Source organism: Novacetimonas maltaceti, assembly GCF_002906255.1.
In the GTDB taxonomy this organism is placed as follows: Bacteria; Pseudomonadota; Alphaproteobacteria; order Acetobacterales; family Acetobacteraceae; genus Novacetimonas; species Novacetimonas maltaceti.
This window is the reverse complement of the sequence record NZ_POTC01000023.1, coordinates 1-17949: the sequence shown is the minus strand read 5'-3', so window position 1 is coordinate 17949 and position 17949 is coordinate 1. Positions and strand designations below refer to the sequence as shown.

The following is a 17949-nucleotide window of genomic DNA, read 5'->3' as shown; positions in this document are numbered from 1 at the left end:
ACAGGAACAAGGGGGCATGGCCGCGCGTGATCATCAGGGGAACTCATAATCATCATGCATGATCTGCTGCGGACCATCCTTGCATTCGCCCTGGTCCTGGGAGTGCTGGTTTTCATCCACGAACTTGGCCACTACCTCGCCGCGCGCTGGCGCGGGGTGCATGTGGAGGTCTTTTCCATCGGGTTTGGCAAGCCGCTGCTGCGCTGGCACGACAGTGTCGGCACGGAATGGCGGCTGTGCCCCGTGCCGCTTGGCGGCTATGTCAAGCCGCACGGGTTCGAGGGGCCGGAAGACGCCACCCCCGAACAGATGGCGGCATGGCAGAAGGGGCGTACGTTCCACGACAAGCCCGTGCTGTCGCGGGCCATCGTCATCGTCGCGGGGCCGGTTTTCAACTTCCTGCTGGCGATCATCCTCTTTACCGGCCTGTTCGCCTTTGCGGGGCAGCCGCACATCCGCAATGTCGTGGCGACCGTAATGCCCGGCAGCGCCGCGGCGACGGCCGGCATCGTGCCCCATGACGCCATCGTCAAGCTGGGCGATCATCCCATTTCCGATGTCGCGGACCTGCAGGCGCGCATCGCGGCCGAACCCGGCGCGCATATCGACGTGGTGGTGCGGCGTGACAACAGGGACGTGACGATCCCGCTGACGGTCGGCAGCGTGGCCGACGCGAAGGGGCAGCCCCCGCACGGGCAGCTTGGCGTCTCCTTCCTTGCCGAGATGGGCGCGCCGCAGTCACTGCCGCATGCCTTTGTTTCCGCCGTGAAGGAAACGTGGACCGTCTCCGTGCAGACCCTTGCGGGGCTGTGGCAGATGCTGACGGGGCAGCACAGCACGAAGGACCTTGGCGGCCCGCTGCGCATCGCGCAGATGTCGGGGCAGGTGGCGCAGTACGGGCTGTCAAGCCTCGTGTCCTTCATGGCGCTGCTGTCGATCAACCTTGGCCTGATCAACCTGTTCCCCATCCCGATTCTCGATGGGGGGCGGCTGATGTTCTATATTTTCGAGGCGATCATGGGCCGTCCCGTGTCGCGCCGGGTGCAGCAGTTGAGCTTCCAGGCGGGATTTGCGCTGATCGCAAGTCTGTTTTTATTTTCTACATTTAACGACCTCTCGCATTTCGGCTTGTTTCAATGGCTGGCATCGCATGTCGGATAACGTAAGAATGGCGGCATGAGACAAGTGCTTGCACGAGAGGGGCGATATCGGATACGTCCGCCCATGCGGATAACGCATGACAGCACGGAGACGATTTCTTCGCATGGCTGGCAGTGTGGCCAATCCGCCTACCGAATGGTGAGGAATGCCGATTTTGTCGACTAAACGTTCAGCGCTGCTTGCATCCGTGTGCGTTGTGCCGCTGTTCTGGACGGCAGGAGCCCACGCGCAGGACGCTGGAGCGGAGGGCGCGCCGCCTTCCGACGCCCCACCGTCCGACGGCATGGCCCCTACGCCGGGGATGGCCCCTGACCAGCCGCAGGTCGAGGCCATCAAGCCGCCGCCACTGGCCGACCCGATCGAGGCGGTGGACATCAAGGGCAATGACCGTATCGAGACGAACACCATCCTGTCCTACATGGTGGTCCAGCCCGGTGACCGCTTCGACCAGGATCTGCTCGACCGTTCGCTCAAGACGCTTTATGCCACCGGCCTGTTCAAGGACGTGAGCATGCAGCGTTCGGGCAACATGCTGATCGTGCATGTCGTCGAGAACCCGATCGTCAACCGCATCATTTTCGAAGGCAACCACAGCGCCAAGGACGAGGACCTTACGAAGGTCATCTCGCTGCGGCCGCGCGCGGTGTTCTCCACCAAGACGATCGCCTCCGACCGGCAGAAGATCCTTGGCGTCTATGCGGAAAAGGCACGCTATGCCGCCACCGTCACGCCGCAGGTCATCCGCCTTGCCCATAACCGCGTCGATGTGATCTTCCGCATCAACGAGGCGCAGAAGACCCTGATCCGCAAGGTGACGTTCGTGGGGAACCGCACCTTCTCCAGCACGCGCCTTGCCGGTGTCGTATCGTCGAAGGAGACGGCGTGGTACCGCTTCTTTTCCTCGAGCGACCAGTATAATCCCGAACGCATCAAGTATGATGCCGAGCTGCTGCACCGTTTTTACCTGAAGAACGGTTTTGTCGATTTCCAGATCAAGAACGCGACGGGTGAACTCTCTCCTGACCACAAGGAGTTCTACATCACCTATACGATGGAGGAAGGGCCGCGGTACCGTCTGAACAAGATGGATATCCGCTCTTCGCTGCGGCATGTCAGTGCGGAGTCCCTGCACAAGTACATCTCCCTCTTCCACAACCAGTGGTATGACGGCAGCGCCATCCAGCATAACGCGACATCCATGCAGGAGATCCTGCAGGCCAAGGGATATCCGTTCGCGATGGTGCATCCCGAAATCGCGCGCAATCCCGAAAAGCGCACGGTCAACCTTCTGTTCGACGTGAGCGAAGGCCCGCGCATGTATGTCGAGCGCATCGACATCAACGGCAACACGATCACGCAGGACAAGGTCATCCGCCGCCAGTTGCCGATGTCCGAAGGCGACCCGTATACCCCCATGGACCGCAAGTATTCCAAGGCGGTGCTTGAGGATCTGGGCTTCTTCAAGACGGTCTCGATCGACCAGACGCCCGGTTCCGCCCCGGACAAGGTCAACATCTCCGCCGATGTGGTGGAAAAGCCGACGGGCGAATTCTCGCTCGGTGGCGGGTATTCGTCGGACGCGGGCGTGCTGGGCAACCTGGGCCTGAAGCAGCACAACCTGCTGGGCACCGGCATCGATGCCGGCTTCTCCGGCACGGCGGCCTATTACGAGGACCAGGCCGACATCTCGATCACGGACCCGTATTTCCTCAATCGCAACCTGGTGGCCGGTATCGACATCTTCGGCATCCAGAACCGCTACATGACGTACCAGAACTACTCCGAAGGCCGGTACGGCATGACGCTGCGCATGGGGTATTCGTACAACAACCACCTGTCGCAGTCGTGGAGCTATACGCTCACCGATCGAAATGTCGGCGATACATGGTCGGATTCCTCGTGGTACGTGCTTGACCAGTCGGGCTGGTCGCTGCTGTCGCAGTTGAGCACCACGCTGACCTATGACACCCGCGACCGGCGCATGCAGCCCCACAGCGGCTATGTCATCCGCATTGGCGGTGACTTTGCGGGCATCGGCGGCAACGAACGCTATTTCCGTGGCAAGATCGACGCCGCCTACTACATCCCGCTCGACAGCCTGATGGGCAACCATGACTGGACGGTGGACCTGCGCGCGGGTGCGGGCGACATCGCCAACTGGGGCGGCGGGCGCAGCGACATCATCGATAACTTCTACCTTGGTGGTAATACGCTGCGCGGCTTCCTTGACGGTGGCGCGGGGCCGCGAACGATGGGCATCCCGGCGCGCACCATCGATGGCGTGAAATACCCGATGCATTCGCAGGAAGACTTCCTTGGCGGGCGGTTCCTGTATACCGCTTCCGCCACGATCCATTTCCCCATGCCGTTCGCCGCGGACATGGGGATCAAGGGACGTTATTTTGTCGATGCCGGTGGTCTTGACGGCCTGCGCGTGCGCGAACGCTACACATCGCCCAGCGATGGTTACAAATATACCCCGGTATATGGCGATACGCTGGTGCCACGCGTCAGTACCGGCGTGGGCTTTTCGTGGAAAAGCCCGTTTGGTCTGATCAACATCGATCTTGGTGTGCCGATCATCAAGCAGAAGCATGACCGAACACAGTTGCTCCGCTTTGGCTTCGGCCAACAATTCTGAGGTGATAATGTTGCGTAATTCCGGCGTTCGTCTACTTGCCGCGGCTGTCGCACTGGGATGTGGCAGTCTGGTCGGGTCTGCTGCCCATGCGCAGAACAATTCCGGGTGGTTCGTCCCCAAGGCATCCCAGCAGCCGGAGCATGCGGCATCCCACGCGGCCCAGCCCGCGCCGCAGCCCGTGCCGCTGCCGGCCCCCCCGGCCGACAGCGAGGAGGCCCAGTCCCAGACGCCGCCGGTCCTGCCGCTGCCGCAGATCCCCAACTCCCCGGACCTGCCCAAGGGTGCGCCGCCGCCCGCCCCGATCATCGGCGTCATCAGCGTGCCTGACGTGATGCGCCTGTCGACCGCGGCACAGCAGGCGGAACGTGTGCTGGGTGCGCGTCGTGACGAACTGGCGCGTGATGCGCAGAAGGAGCAGGCCTCCTGGCGTGACGAGCAGCAGAAGCTGCAGGGACAGGCCCGGACCATGACGTCCGACCAGATCCAGGCCAGCGAGCGCAAGCTGCAGGAGCGCGTGATCGCGGCGCAGAAGAACTTCCGCAACCGTAACCGCATCATCCAGGAAGCGGCGCAGGTGTCGCTGGGGCAGATCGAGCGTGAACTGGTGCAGATCATCCGCCAGGTCGCGGCCAGCCGCAGCATGAACCTTGTCCTGCACCGTGAGCAGGTGGCGCTGAGCCAGGACAGCCTCGACATCACGCAGCAGGTGGCGACGCAGCTGAACTCGGTCCTGCCGAGCGTCTTCATCCCGGCGGCGAATGTCGACCCCGAGGTGCTGGCGAAGTCGGGCACGATGCCGACGACCGCAGATGCGGAGCAGGGCGGTGCCCCCGCCCCGGCGGCGGCACCTGCCGCGGCCAAGGCGAAGCACTAAAGGCTTGGGTGGATCCATGCACGTGCGGGAGGAAAGCGGGCCGGGCGATACGCGGTTCTTCGTATCGGATGGCCCGTTTGACGCTGCCGAACTTGCGCGCTGTGCCGGTGCGGAGCTTCGCGGGTCTGATGCGGCCCTTGCCGGGGCGCCACGGTTTTCGGGCATAGCGCCGTTGCAGTCCGCAGGCCCGGCGCAGGTCAGCTTCCTCGACAACCGGCGCTACCTCCCCCTGCTGGAGGAGACGGGAGCGGGGGCCGTGATCGTGGCGCCCGCCTTCGTGGACAAGGTGCCCGCGCATGCCGTGGCGCTGGTGTCAAAAACGCCATACCTGGCATGGGCGCGGGTTGCGTCACGTTTCTATCCCCCGCCACCGGTGAAACCGGGGATCCATCCCACGGCGGTGATCGGCGAAGGCGCGCAGATCGACCCGTCGGCGGCGGTCGGGGCGTTCTGCGTCATTGGCGAACGGGTGCGCATCGGCGCGGGCGTATGCATCGACACGCATGTCATGATTGGCGATGGCGTGGAAATCGGCGCGCGCAGCCGCATCGGCAGCCATGTCTGCCTGTCGCATGCGCTGCTGGGCGAACGCGTGACCCTGCTGCCGGGCGCGCGCATCGGGCAGGAAGGGTTCGGCTTCGCCACCGGCCCGGACGGGTTCGAGACGGTGCCGCAGCTTGGCCGCGTGATCCTGGAGGATGGGGTCGAGGTCGGCGCCAACTCCACCATTGACCGCGGCTCGATTCGTGACACCCTGATCGGGGCGGGTTCGCGCCTCGACAATCTGGTGCAGATCGGCCATAATGCGCGTCTGGGGCGGTGCTGTATCGTGGTGTCCCAGGCCGGTATTTCCGGTTCGACGGAACTGGGTGATTTTGTCACGATCGCGGCGCAGGCCGGGCTGATCGGGCATATCAGGATCGGCACGAAGGCACGGATTGGCGCGCAGTGTGGCGTCATGTCCGATGTCGAGGCCGGGGCCGATGTCATCGGAAGCCCGGCGATGCCATTCAGGGAGTTTTTCCGAAACGTGGCGTTCCTGCGTCGTCTGGCGAAAAAACCGGCGCAGGGCGGGGACGGCGACAAGGCCGGCTAGGCGACGGTGCCGAGGCGCGGCAAGGAACATTCAACCGGCACGGGGCGGCCTGTCCAGTCAGATTGCAGGCGTCCCCCGTACCGAATAGATGGTTGGACGACGTGGATAAAGAAGTAGAGGCATTACCGACGGAGCAGGCGCCGCAGAGTGTCGAGGCAATCGACATCATGCGCATCATGGAGGCGATCCCCCATCGTTATCCCTTCCTGCTGATTGACAGGATGGTTGATATCGTCCGGGGGCAGTCTGCGGTCGGCATCAAGAACGTGTCGGTGAACGAACCGCATTTCCAGGGACATTTCCCCGCACGGCCCGTCATGCCCGGCGTGCTGATCATCGAGGCGATGGCGCAGACGGCGGCGACGCTGGTCGTGCTGACGCTGGGTGAGGCGTTCGAGGGGAAACTGGTCTATTTCATGACCATCGACGGTGCGAAATTCCGTCGCCCCGTCGGTCCTGGCGACCAGCTGCGGATTTCCGTCGAAAAAGAGCGCAGCCGCGCGAATGTGTGGAAATTCAAGGGGGTCGCGCGCGTGGATGGCGTCTCGGTGGCCGAGGCGACGTTCAGTGCGATGATCATGGGCTAGGCCGCGTCCTGCAACACTGCAAATGACCGGCCCGTAACGGCAGGCACCGTGACCGGGGGCCGGTATCGGGATCATGGCTTTTTCTCCGGTGGCTGTCTGCCGGAAGGCCGTCGAAATGGAGGCTGTTCTGGCACACAGCGCATTTACCGGCGCGACAAGGGATGCGGGATCTCTGGGCCCTGCCGAAATCCATCCCTCATCCATCGTTGCCCCTGGCGCCCGAATTGGTCGCGGCGTGTCAATTGGTCCGTGGTGCACCGTCGGTCCCGACGTGGTGATCGAGGATGGCGTCCGGCTGATTTCCCATGTCGTGGTTGATGGCCATACGCATATCGGCGCGAATGTCGTGTGCTATCCCTTCACCACGGTGGGACTGGAACCGCAGGACCTGAAATATCGTGGCGAACCGACCCGCTGCATCGTGGGCGCGGGCACCATCATCCGTGAAAATGTCACCATCCATCGCGGCACCGCCACGGGCGTGGGCGTGACCACGATTGGCGATGGCTGCCTGATCATGGCGAATTCGCATGTGGCGCACGACTGCACGCTGGGGCGCGGTGTCATCATCGTCAACAACGTGGTGATGGGTGGCCATGTCGTGATTGGCGAAAATGCCCGCATCATGGGTTCGGCCGCCCTGCACCAGTTCGTACGCATCGGCCATGCGGCCCTTGTCGGCGGTGTATGCGGGGTGGAGGCGGACGTCATCCCCTATGGCAGCGTGCTTGGCAACCGGGCGCGGCTTGTGGGGTTGCACTGGATCTGGCTGCGGCGCAATGGTGTCGCCCCCGATGACATCCGGCGCATGCGCCTTGCCTTCCGTGCGCTCTATCCCAAGGCCGCGCATGCCAGCGGGGCCGTTTTCCAGCAGCGTCTGGAGCAGGTGCGCGCGCAGTACGGTGACGATGCCCGTGTGTCCGAAATCCTTGATTTCATCGCAGCCCCCAGCCATCGCGGCCTGGTACGGGTCCAGAGAAGCCCCGCCGAAATGATCGAGACCGATGGCGCCTGACCCGTTGGGGGATCAGGTGTCGCCTTCGTCTGGAATATCCGCGCCCGGTTGTGTCGGGATCCTTGCCGGGGGCGGTCCGCTGCCCGCGCAGGTGGCGCAGTCGGTGGTTGCCGCGGGCGGCAGTGTCTTCATCATCGGGTTCGAGGGGTTTGCCGAACCCGATGTCATTGCCCCGTGGCCGCACCGTTTCATCCGGCTTGCCGCGGCGGGCGAAATCCTTTCCACCCTGCGCCAGCATAACTGCCGCGAACTGGTCCTGATCGGGCCGGTGCGGCGCCCTTCCTTTGCGACCCTGCGTCCCGATGCGGCGGGTGCGCGGATTCTGGCGCGGATCGGCCGTGCCCTGTTTTCCGGTGATGACGGCCTGCTCGGCGCGATTGTCCGGGTGCTGGGGGAGGAGGGATTCGTCGTCCGGGGCGCGCATGATTACCTCCATGCTTCTGTCGGGCGGCGGGGCGTGATGGGGGCGGTGCGTCCCGATTCCATCGCCGTGTCGGACATCACGCGCGGGCGCAACGTGGTGGTGGCGATGGGGGGGCTTGATATCGGGCAGGGCTGCGTGGTGCAGGACGGGCTTGTCCTTGCGGTCGAGGCGATCGAGGGCACGGACGAGATGCTTGAACGTGCCGGGCGATACCGTCAGGATGGCCGCCCCGGCGGGGTGCTGGTCAAGATGGTCAAGCCGGGGCAGGAACGGCGAGCCGACCTGCCGACCATCGGCCCCGAAACGGTGCGCCGCGCGGCGCGTGCCGGGTTGCGCGGCATCGCGTTCGAGGCGGGGGCGACGCTGCTGACGGACCCGCGTGAATGTGTGGCGCGGGCCGATGCGGCCGGGCTTTTCCTCGTCGGGATCACGACAGACGGGACAGTAGAATCCCTTTTGTAGACAGGAGTGAAAACGTCATGGGCAGTTACCTGCACACAATGGTCCGCGTCCGTAACCTGGAGGCCAGCATCGCTTTCTATGGCCTGCTGGGCATGCGTGAACTGCGGCGGCGCGAGGTGCCGGAGGGCAGATACACGCTGGTCTTCATCGGCTACGGCGACAATGCGGCGGGACAGGCGGAAATCGAGCTGACCTATAACTGGGGCAAGGACGACGGATATGACGTCGGCACCGGATTCGGCCACTTTGCCGTGGGGGTGGAGGACGTCGCGGCCATGGTGGAGCGGGTTCGTGCCGGCGGCGGCAAGGTCACGCGGGAGGCGGGGCCGGTGAAATTCGGCACCACCGTCATTGCCTTTGTCGAGGACCCCGATGGCTACAAGGTCGAACTGATCGAGCGTCGCTAGCCCTTTCGTCATTCGTCATTCGTCCTTCCGGCGCGCGGGCAGGCAGGTGCGCCGGATCTGGTCCATCCTGCCGACCGTGGCCTCTATGGCCTTTATGATGGCCTCCGCGCCCGCGCGCACCCTGGCGTCAGGGTGCGCGGACAGGATGTCCGCCTGCATCATGGCAGGTGACAGGAGGCCCCGGATGTCATGCAGGTGGGCGCGTATTCCCGCCACGTCTGCGGTGTCCGGTGTGGTCTGGTCCTTGGTCTGTGGCGTCGGGGGCATGGGCATGTCCGTGTCGGTGTGTGGCGTTCCGGTGCGACGCGCGGTCATGTAACGTGCGTTGCGCATTGACGCTGGGAATAACGGGCAGTATAAGGCCCGCCTTGGGGATGTGCAGGGAAATCGCCTGCACCCCCGATATTCATCCGTAACCTGTTACAGTCAATCTGGGAGTGCCGTCGTGAAGCGCACGTATCAACCCTCGAAGCTGGTCCGCAAGCGCCGTCACGGCTTTCGTTCCCGCATGGAAACCGTCGGTGGCCGCAAGGTGATTGCGAACCGTCGCACCAAGGGCCGCAAGCGTCTTTCCGCTTAATTGCCCTGGTCTTACGTTCCGGGACAGCCTGTCCCGGAATGACACTCTGCATTAACAGGGGCTGCTGAACGTGGCCGACCGGTCGATACGTCTCAAGAAACGTGCTGAATTCCTGAAGGTCGCGGCAAAAGGCCGCAAGGCCCCGGTATCCGGCATGGTCGTGCAGGCGTTGCGTCGTGATGACGACGATTCGGCGCGTCATGGTTTTACCGTGACGAAGAAGGTCGGGAATTCCGTGGTCCGCAATCGTGTACGCAGGCGCCTGCGCGAGGTGGTCCGCCAGGTCGGGCGGGAACTGCCCCTCAGTGGCGTTGATCTTGTCGTGATTGGCCGTAGCGCCACAATCGATCGTAAATTTGCCGCGTTGCTGGCTGACTATCGCAAGGCGTTGAAAAAAGCCGGGGTCGTGGGGGACGCGTGAACATTCCTTCCCCCGGTCCGGTTTCACGGGGCCCTGTTGTCGCGGCGATGCGCGGAATGATCCGTGCCTACCAGTTGCTGGTCCGGCCCGTGATCGGCGCCAACTGCCGCTTTACCCCGTCATGCAGCCATTATGCCCGCGATGCCCTGGCATGCCACGGTGCGTGGCGTGGCGGTCTGATGTCGTTGTGGCGCATCATGCGCTGCAATCCCTGGAATGCGGGGGGATATGACCCGGTGCCCACCACGCACCATGATGGTCGCTCCTGCTGCCGCATCCATAAACCTGAATAACGAGAGTCTGGCTGGTCGCTGATGGATATCAAGCGTTTAATGGTGGCGACGGTGATGTCTGCCGTGGTTCTGGTCGGTTTCCAGTATCTGATGCCGCATCCGGATCACAAGGCGGTCACGCCGCCGGCGGCCAGCACCGAACAGGATGCGCCTGCCACGGCATCGTCCGCCCCCACGGGCGACGGTCCTGCCGTGACGGATGCAAAGGACGACCCCCGCCTTGCGATTGATACCGGGCGTGTCAGCGGGTCGATCGACCTGCGTGGCGCGCGCCTCGATGACCTCGTGCTCAAGGACTATCACGAGACGGTCAAGCCCGGCAGCGCGCTGGTCCGTATCCTCGACCCGCGGCAGGACCCGCAGTCGAACCTGGTGGAGGTCGGCTGGCTCAACATCGCGGGCGGGCAGGTGCGCGTGCCCGACGCCAACACGGTCTGGAGCGCGGACCAGTCCACCCTGACGCAGGACCAGCCCGTCGTCCTGACATGGGATAACGGGCAGGGGCAGGTTTTCGAACTCGACGTTGCGATCGACCAGAACTACATGTTCTCCGTCACCCAGAAGGTGCACAACCACGGGGCGGAAGCGGTGTCGCTCTACCCTTATTCGCGCGTCGATCGTGGCTATACCCCCGTGGAGACGGGGGGCTACCTGGTGCATGAGGGGCCGATTTCCGTCATCGACGGCCGTCTGGACGAAAGCTCCTACAAGACCGTGCGCAATGGCGCGGTGCCGCCGGGCAACATGTCGTGGAACAAGCCCGGCACGGGCGGATGGGGCGGCATTACCGACAAATACTGGCTGACCGCCGTGATCCCGCAGCAGGATTCGCTGGTGACCGGCAGCTATGGCTATGCGCCCGAAGCCGGGCATGAGGGGGTCTATCAGGTCGGCTTTACCGCCCGCACGCCCGAAGTGGTCGCACCCGGCGGGGACGGCGTGACCGAAACCCATGTCTTCGCCGGTGCGAAGGAAGTCCCGCTGCTGGAGAAGTACGAGGCCAGCCTGCACATTCCCTCCTTCTGGAAGGCGGTGGATTTCGGCTGGTTCGCGTTCCTGACGCATCCCATCTTCACCGTGCTGGACTGGCTGAATACGCTTCTGGGGAATTTCGGCCTCGCGCTGATGGCCTTTACGCTGGTGGTCAAGGGGCTGTTCTTCCCGCTGGCGACCAAGCAGTTCCGTTCCATGGGCAAGATGCGCCAGCTCCAGCCCAAGGTCAAAGCCCTGCGGGAGCGTTATAAAGACGACCAGATGGCGCTGAACCAGCACATGATCGCGCTGTACAAGGAAGAAAAGGTCAATCCCGCCAGCGGCTGCCTGCCGATGCTGCTGCAGATCCCGGTCTTCTGGTGCCTGTACAAGGTGCTGTTCGTCACGATCGAGATGCGGCATGCGCCGTTCTTCGGCTGGATCCATGACCTGTCGGCCGCTGACCCGACGAACATCTTCACCCTGTTCGGGCTGATCCCGTGGGATCCGACGCACATCTCGACCTTCTTCCAGCTCGGGCTGTGGCCGATCGCCTTTGGCCTGACCATGTTCGCGCAGCAGAAGATCAATCCTGCCCCCGCCGCCGACCCGGCGCAGCAGAAGATGTTCCAGATGATGCCGGTCCTGTTCACCTTCTTCATGGCGCGGCAGCCGTCGGGACTGGTGATCTATTACTGCTGGAACAACCTGCTGACGATGGCGCAGCAGGCCCTGATCCAGCGCCGTGTCGATGCCGAAGCCAGGAACCCCGCGCTCAAAAAGCCGCAGCCGGAAAAGAAGCCGGGCTTCTTTGCGAAGATGCTGCAGGGCGCGCTCGAACGCCAGGCAAAGGCGGTTCAGGAAGCGGCCGCCAGCAAGGCCGGTGGCAACAGGGCAGGTGGCACGGGCAAGCCGGTCGGCAAGCAGATCGAGGGCACCGTCATCCGGGAAGTGCCGCAGCCGGACAAGGCCGATGCGCAGGGGACTGATGCGGATGGGGCCGATGCAGGCAAGGCCGCCGCGACCACCGCGACCGACCTCGTGAGCAAGCCAGACGCGGCAGGGGATGCGGCCGCCACGACCGATAAGGATGCGGGCGCGGCGCCTGCGGTCCATACCGCCTCGCGCAAGAAGAAAAAGCACAACAACAGGCAGGCCAGGAACCGGCAGAAGGCTGCCCGGCGCAATCCTTCGCCGGGCGGCGACAAGGCTGACGGGAATGGCAAGGATGGGGACAAGACAGGCGGCAATGGTTGATTTTACGCCCCAGGCCCCGACGCCAGAGGAAATCGAGCGCGACCGCGAGGCGGGACGCCTGCTGTTCGCGGGTGAGTGCCAGTTCGTCTTCGGCGCGCAGAAACTCGGCCAGTTGCCCGACCCCCTGCTGCCGGAGGTCGCGTTCGCCGGACGTTCCAACGTGGGGAAGTCCAGCCTGGTCAACGCCCTGACGGGGCGGCGGACGCTGGCGCGTGCCTCGTCCGAGCCGGGACGCACGAAGCAGCTCAATTTCTTTGAGCTTGCAGGGCGCCTGACGCTGGTGGACATGCCGGGCTATGGCTTTGCCAAGGCGGCCAAGGCGGTCAAGGAAGACTGGCAGGGGATGATGTTCTCGTTCCTGCGTGGGCGCCCGACCCTCAAGCGCGTGGTGCTGCTGCTGGATTCGCGGGTGGAGATCAAGGAAAACGACCGCCAGATCATGAAGCTGCTCGATCGCGCGGCGGTCACGTTCCAGATCGTGCTGACGAAATGCGATGTCCCCAAGCCCCCCGTGCTGGCGGCGAAACTGCGTGAGGCGCGCGAGATCGCGGCAGCCCATGCAGCCGCCTATCCCATCGTCCTTGCGACGAGCAGCACGAACGGCGAAGGGATTGTTGAACTGCGCGCGGAACTTGCGCGGCTTGCATATCCGCCCCCCGCACGGGCATGAAGGGTCCGGCTGTGATAAGGGTCATGGCCGCACAGTGTTTGATGGATTGAGGCACGATCGGATGACGTTAACAGGACCGGGCAGTCAGGATGCCCGCGAACGGGCAGATGTTCTGGCGCGGGCGTTGCCGTACCTGCGACGCTATGCCGGGGATACGCTTGTCGTGAAATATGGCGGCAGCGCGATGGTCGATACCTCGCTGTCGGATGCGTTCGGTCATGATGTCGCCCTGCTCAAGCAGGTGGGGATCAATCCCGTCATCGTCCATGGCGGCGGCCCGCAGATCAGCGCGATGCTCAAGAGGCTGCAGATCGAATCGACCTTCATCGACGGCCTGCGCGTGACCGATGCGGCGATGATCGACGTGATCGAGATGGTGCTCGCGGGCAAGGTGAACAAGCAGGTCGCGGGCCTGATCAACCGTGCCGGCGCGCTGGCGGTGGGGATTTCGGGCATGGATGGCGGCCTGATTTCCGCGCGCAGGCTTGAACGCCGCGCCCGTGAAAACGGGGTGGAGACGGACCGCCTGCTCGACCTCGGGTTCGTGGGGGAACCCACGCGCATCGACCCGCGCGTCATCTATGCCCTGTCGGGATCGGGCCTGATCCCCGTCATCGCCCCTGTTGGAAGTGGCGAGAACGGGGAGACCTACAACATCAATGCCGACACGGCGGCGGGCGCCATCGCGGGCGCGGTCAATGCCAGCCGCCTGCTGATGCTGACGGACGTGCCGGGCGTGCTGGATGAAAATGGCAACCTCATCCCCGAACTGACGGCGGAGGATGCCCGTCGTGGCATCGCAAGCGGCATGATCTCGGGCGGGATGATCCCCAAGGTCGAAACCTGCCTTGCCGCCGTGAAGGCCGGGGCGAAGGCCGCCGTGATCCTTGATGGCCGCGTGCCGCATGCCTGCCTGCTGGAACTGTTTACCGAAGCAGGGCTGGGCACGCTGATCCGCGGGGAATGAGGCGGCCGCCGCCTCGTGCCCACAAAACGGGGAATGCGTTGACAGGGGCGGCCATCCCCCGCATGGTCCGCGATCACCCCATTTCATGCCGTCGCCGCACCCTGATGCACGGGGGTGGCGATGCTGTCCGGAACAGGATTTGGAATTCATGACTGATACAGCCCTCCAGAGCCAGATCGAGGCCCTGTGGGAACGGCGTGAGACGCTGTCCCCCACGTCTGGCGACGCGGATCGCGCGCCGGTGGAGGCCGCGCTGTCCGCACTTGATACCGGTCGCCTGCGCGTGGCGATGCCGGGCGCGGACGGCTGGGTTGTCAATGAATGGCTGAAGAAGGCGGTGCTGCTGTCCTTCCGCCTCAACGACAATCGCCTTGTGCCCGGCGGGGGGGCTGGCGCGCCTGCCTTTGACAAGGTGCCGCTGAAATTCGCGGGCTGGAACGAGGCGGAATTCGCGCAGGCAGGCTTCCGTGCCGTGCCGGGCGCCGTCGTGCGCCGCTCGGCCCATATCGCGCCGGGCGTCGTCCTGATGCCCAGCTTCGTCAATGCCGGGGCCTATGTCGACAGCGGCACGATGGTCGATACGTGGGTCACGATCGGCAGCTGCGCGCAGATTGGCAAGAACTGCCATATCAGCGGTGGCGTGGGCATCGGCGGCGTGCTGGAGCCGCTGCAGGCCGCCCCGGTCATCATCGAGGATGGCTGCTTCATCGGCGCGCGCTCCGAAGTGGCGGAAGGCGTCGTGGTCGAACGTGGCAGCGTGCTGTCGATGGGCGTGTTCCTTGGCGCGTCGACCAAGATCGTCGACCGTGCGACGGGCGAGGTGTTCATGGGCCGCGTCCCGGCCTATTCCGTCGTGGTGCCCGGCACCCTGCCGCCGCGCCAGCCGACCTCGGCCGAGGGCAGGCCGCTGCCCGCGCTTGACTGCGCGGTGATCGTCAAGCGGGTGGATGAGCGCACACGGTCGAAAACCTCCATCAACGAGCTGCTGCGCGGCTGAAGGGCGGACCGGTCATGAGTGAGACACCCACCGGCAACGCAACCCGCGGGGCACAGGCCCCCGTGGCGCAGGAGGATGCCGGGGGTGTGCTTACGCTGGCCCGCGACCTGATCCGCTGCCCTTCGGTCACGCCGGATGACGGGTGCGCGATTGACGTGCTTGCGGCCGTGCTGCGGCAGATGGGCTTTGCGGTCACGCCGCTGGTGTTCGGGGAAGGGGGGGCGCGCACCCCCAACCTGTTCGCCCGCCTTGGCACGGGGCATCCGCATGTCTGTTTCGCCGGGCATACCGATGTCGTGCCGGTGGGGGATGCGGCATGGCGCAGTGACCCGTTTGGCGCGCAGATCCATGACGGGCTTCTGTATGGGCGCGGGGCGTGCGACATGAAGGGCGGGATCGCCGCTTTTGTCGCCGCCGTGCGCTGCTACCTCGCGCGGCATGGGGGCCGCGTGCCCGGTTCAATCAGCCTGCTGATTACCGGGGACGAGGAAGGCCCCGCGACCAATGGCACGGTGCGCGTCCTGGAATGGATGGAAGCGCAGGGACAGGTTCCCGATTTCTGCCTGGTGGGGGAACCGACGAACCCGCAGCAGATGGGCGAGGTCATCAAGATCGGGCGTCGTGGCAGCCTGAATGCCACGATCACGGTCAAGGGCGTGCAGGGGCATGTGGCCTATCCCCACCGGGCGGACAACCCGGTGCACCGGCTGCTGGCGCTCCTGCAGGAACTTACTGCGGTCCCGCTGGATACCGGTAGCGAATGGTTCGAACCGTCCAGCCTGCAGGTCACCAGCATCGATGTCGGCAATAGCGCGACCAATGTCATTCCCGCCACGGCGTGCGCGCGGCTGAACATCCGGTTCAATGACCTGCATACGGGGGCGGACCTTTCCGGGTGGATACGCACCGTCTGTGCGCGGCATGCGCCGGGGGCGGATGTCCAGATCCGCATCAGCGGGGAATCGTTCCTGACGCAGCCGACGGCCGGGGTGGATGCCCTGCGCGATGCGGTGGCAAAGGTTACCGGACATGCGCCACGCCTTGATACCGGGGGCGGGACGTCCGACGCCCGGTTCATCAGCCGCTACTGCCCGGTGGCCGAATTCGGCCTTGTGGGGGCCAGCATGCACAAGGCGGATGAACATGTGCCGGTTGCCGACCTGACGCAGCTGACACGGATTTATGACATGTTTCTGGAAAGGCTGATGGCCTGATGGCGGATGACGGCATGACGCCCCAGCCCGCGCCCGGCGGGTTTGGCAATATCCTGCGCGGGATGCTGCTGCTTGGACGCGGGCGGCTTACGGGGCTGGTATATTTCGGCAATACGGCCGATGCGGTCCTGACGGCGCTGGCGCCGCGTATTGCGTTGTGGCTGGTGGGCGGCCTGCTGACGATGGCGCATGCGCCCGACGCCACCAGCGCCACGCGCTGGCTGTTTTCGCTGTGCATGATCCTGCTGCCTGCAATCGTGACCCATGCGCTGGCGCAACGGTGGGGCCGTTCCGCATTGTGGTGCCGCTATATCGCCGCGGCGTGGTGGACCGACTGGCTGTCGCCCTTTGTCATGCTGGGGGTGGCGCTTCTGATGGCGCTGGGGGCCCCGGCGCTGCTGGAGACCACTTATGGTGGCCTGATCATCAATGGCGTCGGGTTCGCCTACAGCCTGTGGATGACATGGTTCATCGCGCGTGTCGGACTGGCGCTGGGTGGCGGGCGTGCGATGCTGCTGGTCGGGGCCGTGCTGCTCAGCCTGACGCTGCTGGCCGGGATTACCGCGCTGCTGCCGCCGCATTACATGCCGTGGCATGATTTCATGGCGCTTCCGGGGGCTTCATCCGCACCCCATCACTGAAGTGCCGTTTCCAGGCGTTGCCTTTATTTCGCGAACGGGTCCTCGGGGTAGCCCACGCCGGTCAGGTAAAGCCCTTCCGCCGGTGCCGTGGGGCCACCGGCGCGCCGGTCGCGGGCGGCAAGCGCCTGCGCCACCCGTTCAACCGACCAACTGCCTTCGCCCACCATCTTGAGCGTGCCGGTCATGTTGCGGACCTGATGGTGCAGGAAGGCGCGGGCCTCCGTCACGATGACGATTTCCTCTCCCTCGCGCAGGATCTCCAGCCGGTCGAGCGTACGGACCGGGCTTTTCGCCTGACAGGCGGAGGCGCGGAAGGTGGTGAAGTCGTGCCGTCCCAGCAGTGACTGCGCGGCCTCGCGCATCAGGTCCACATCCAGCGGCTGGCGCACATGCCATACCCGTCCTTCATCCAGTGTGGGCCGGGCGCTGCGGTTGAGGATGCGATAGCGGTAGGAGCGGCGGATGGCGGAAAAACGCGCGCTCCAGTCCGGCAGGACGGGACGTGCGATCAGGATGGCCGCGCGGTGCGGCTTCATGTGGTAATTCAGCGCGTCACGCACCGCCGAACTGCTCAGCGGGATATCGGCGGGGAAATCGAGGTGCGCCACCTGCCCGGTCGCGTGCACGCCGGAATCGGTGCGCCCGGCGGTGATGCTGCTGACGGGACGGCCACCGGTCAGGCGCGTGGCCGCGGCCTCCAGCACGCTCTGGACCGAGGTCAGGCCCGAAGCCTGACGCTGCCAGCCGACAAAGTCGCGGCCGTCATATTCGATCCGCACCGCCCAGCGGCGCACGTTGGCCGGGGCTTCGGCGCGTGGGGGGACAAATCCGGGAGGCAGGCCGCCCCATGCGGGGCGCGTGGTCTCGTCGCTCATGCGCGGGACGGGTCGAAACGGGTGCCCACGGGCATGTCCTGCCCACGCAGGAAGGCATCGGCCTCCATCATGCCGCGTCCGGGCCGTTGCAGGCGCGTGATCCGCAGGGTCGTGCCGTCCCCGCAGGCCACCAGCAGCCGGTCATCAATGACCGTGCCCGGTGCCGCCGATGTGGTGACGTGTTCCGGCACGACGGCCCCGATCTTGATCGTCTGGGCCGCCAGTTCGGTAAACGTGCCGGGCCATGGCGTCATGGCGCGCACCTGCCGGTCCAACTGTTCCGCCGTCCTGTCCCAGTGCAGGCGCCCGTCCTCACGCGTCAGGCGCGCGGCATAGGTCACGCCTTCCTCCTGCTGCCTGACGCGTGAGGACGGGTGCCAGCACTGGGACAGGAC

At 65.0% G+C, this 17949-nt stretch carries 19 protein-coding genes and 1 pseudogene; 17 read left to right on the top strand and 3 right to left on the bottom strand.

From position 1 onward, the window contains the following. The first annotated feature begins 54 nt into the window (after positions 1 to 54). From rseP to gloA, 8 genes are all read left to right on the top strand, one after another. A complete protein-coding gene (gene rseP / locus KMAL_RS09405) occupies positions 55 to 1161 on the top strand; it encodes an RIP metalloprotease RseP (RefSeq protein ID WP_110095449.1) in 1107 nt (368 codons plus the stop codon). A 145-nt stretch (positions 1162 to 1306) separates the two neighbouring features. Continuing rightward, complete coding sequence (gene bamA / locus KMAL_RS09400; protein ID WP_167400018.1) at positions 1307 to 3802, top strand: outer membrane protein assembly factor BamA; 2496 nt, start codon at positions 1307 to 1309, stop codon at positions 3800 to 3802. A 7-nt stretch (positions 3803 to 3809) separates the two neighbouring features. Beyond that, positions 3810 to 4676 (top strand): OmpH family outer membrane protein, encoded by an 867-nt coding sequence (locus tag KMAL_RS09395; protein WP_110095480.1) that lies wholly within the window; start codon positions 3810 to 3812, stop codon positions 4674 to 4676. 16 nt (positions 4677 to 4692) lie between these two features. Further along, positions 4693 to 5772 carry a UDP-3-O-(3-hydroxymyristoyl)glucosamine N-acyltransferase gene (gene lpxD / locus KMAL_RS09390; protein ID WP_110095448.1) on the top strand — a complete coding sequence of 360 codons (1080 nt, stop codon included), beginning with the start codon at positions 4693 to 4695 and terminating at the stop codon, positions 5770 to 5772. A gap of 101 nt (positions 5773 to 5873) precedes the next feature. Then, positions 5874 to 6359, top strand: coding sequence for a 3-hydroxyacyl-ACP dehydratase FabZ (gene fabZ / locus KMAL_RS09385; protein ID WP_110095478.1), 486 nt, complete (start codon positions 5874 to 5876; stop codon positions 6357 to 6359). Positions 6360 to 6432: 73 nt separating this feature from the next. Next, positions 6433 to 7374: an acyl-ACP--UDP-N-acetylglucosamine O-acyltransferase gene (gene lpxA, locus KMAL_RS09380; RefSeq protein WP_239020052.1), complete on the top strand. Its 942-nt coding sequence runs from the start codon at positions 6433 to 6435 to the stop codon at positions 7372 to 7374. Beyond that, on the top strand, positions 7364 to 8260 hold the full coding sequence (locus KMAL_RS09375; protein WP_110095447.1) for an LpxI family protein: 897 nt from the start codon (positions 7364 to 7366) through the stop codon (positions 8258 to 8260). Before lpxA ends, KMAL_RS09375 begins: the two co-directional genes overlap by 11 nt. 17 nt (positions 8261 to 8277) lie before the next feature. Further along, the gene (gloA, locus tag KMAL_RS09370) at positions 8278 to 8667 is read left to right on the top strand and encodes a lactoylglutathione lyase (RefSeq protein WP_110095446.1); all 390 of its coding nucleotides are present in this window, start codon (positions 8278 to 8280) and stop codon (positions 8665 to 8667) included. 15 nt (positions 8668 to 8682) lie between these two features. Here the strand turns inward: gloA and KMAL_RS09365 are convergent, their stop codons facing one another. Continuing rightward, complete coding sequence (locus tag KMAL_RS09365; RefSeq protein WP_239020051.1) at positions 8683 to 8982, bottom strand: hypothetical protein; 300 nt, start codon at positions 8980 to 8982, stop codon at positions 8683 to 8685. A gap of 130 nt (positions 8983 to 9112) precedes the next feature. Here KMAL_RS09365 and rpmH point away from each other — a divergent pair, with 130 nt between their 5' ends. The 9 genes and pseudogenes from rpmH to KMAL_RS09320 all read left to right on the top strand — a co-directional run bounded on the left by rpmH (position 9113) and on the right by KMAL_RS09320 (position 16679). Further along, the gene (gene rpmH, locus KMAL_RS09360) at positions 9113 to 9247 is read left to right on the top strand and encodes a 50S ribosomal protein L34 (RefSeq protein WP_003618086.1); all 135 of its coding nucleotides are present in this window, start codon (positions 9113 to 9115) and stop codon (positions 9245 to 9247) included. 70 nt (positions 9248 to 9317) lie between these two features. After that, complete coding sequence (rnpA, locus tag KMAL_RS09355) at positions 9318 to 9668, top strand: ribonuclease P protein component (RefSeq protein ID WP_110095445.1); 351 nt, start codon at positions 9318 to 9320, stop codon at positions 9666 to 9668. 47 nt (positions 9669 to 9715) lie between these two features. Then, positions 9716 to 9961, top strand: a complete 246-nt coding sequence (gene yidD / locus KMAL_RS09350) for a membrane protein insertion efficiency factor YidD (protein WP_110095444.1) — start codon at positions 9716 to 9718, stop codon at positions 9959 to 9961. Between the two features lie 21 nt (positions 9962 to 9982). After that, positions 9983 to 11737, top strand: a pseudogene (yidC, locus tag KMAL_RS09345) (membrane protein insertase YidC); the annotation flags it as partial. A 445-nt stretch (positions 11738 to 12182) separates the two neighbouring features. Next, the gene (gene yihA, locus KMAL_RS09340) at positions 12183 to 12860 is read left to right on the top strand and encodes a ribosome biogenesis GTP-binding protein YihA/YsxC (protein ID WP_110095442.1); all 678 of its coding nucleotides are present in this window, start codon (positions 12183 to 12185) and stop codon (positions 12858 to 12860) included. A 61-nt stretch (positions 12861 to 12921) separates the two neighbouring features. Next, positions 12922 to 13827, top strand: coding sequence for an acetylglutamate kinase (gene argB, locus KMAL_RS09335; RefSeq protein ID WP_003618094.1), 906 nt, complete (start codon positions 12922 to 12924; stop codon positions 13825 to 13827). 148 nt (positions 13828 to 13975) lie between these two features. Beyond that, on the top strand, positions 13976 to 14824 hold the full coding sequence (gene dapD / locus KMAL_RS09330; protein ID WP_110095441.1) for a 2,3,4,5-tetrahydropyridine-2,6-dicarboxylate N-succinyltransferase: 849 nt from the start codon (positions 13976 to 13978) through the stop codon (positions 14822 to 14824). A gap of 14 nt (positions 14825 to 14838) precedes the next feature. Beyond that, a complete protein-coding gene (gene dapE / locus KMAL_RS09325) occupies positions 14839 to 16038 on the top strand; it encodes a succinyl-diaminopimelate desuccinylase (protein ID WP_110095440.1) in 1200 nt (399 codons plus the stop codon). A gap of 14 nt (positions 16039 to 16052) precedes the next feature. Then, positions 16053 to 16679 carry a hypothetical protein gene (locus KMAL_RS09320; protein WP_110095475.1) on the top strand — a complete coding sequence of 209 codons (627 nt, stop codon included), beginning with the start codon at positions 16053 to 16055 and terminating at the stop codon, positions 16677 to 16679. Between the two features lie 23 nt (positions 16680 to 16702). Here the strand turns inward: KMAL_RS09320 and truA are convergent, their stop codons facing one another. Both truA and KMAL_RS09310 read right to left on the bottom strand, forming a co-directional pair. Continuing rightward, positions 16703 to 17554 (bottom strand): tRNA pseudouridine(38-40) synthase TruA, encoded by an 852-nt coding sequence (gene truA, locus KMAL_RS09315; protein ID WP_239020050.1) that lies wholly within the window; start codon positions 17552 to 17554, stop codon positions 16703 to 16705. Then, a partial coding sequence (locus KMAL_RS09310) for a methionyl-tRNA formyltransferase (RefSeq protein ID WP_408887911.1) occupies positions 17551 to 17949 on the bottom strand: 399 nt, incomplete at its 5' end. The genes KMAL_RS09310 and truA, both read right to left, overlap by 4 nt.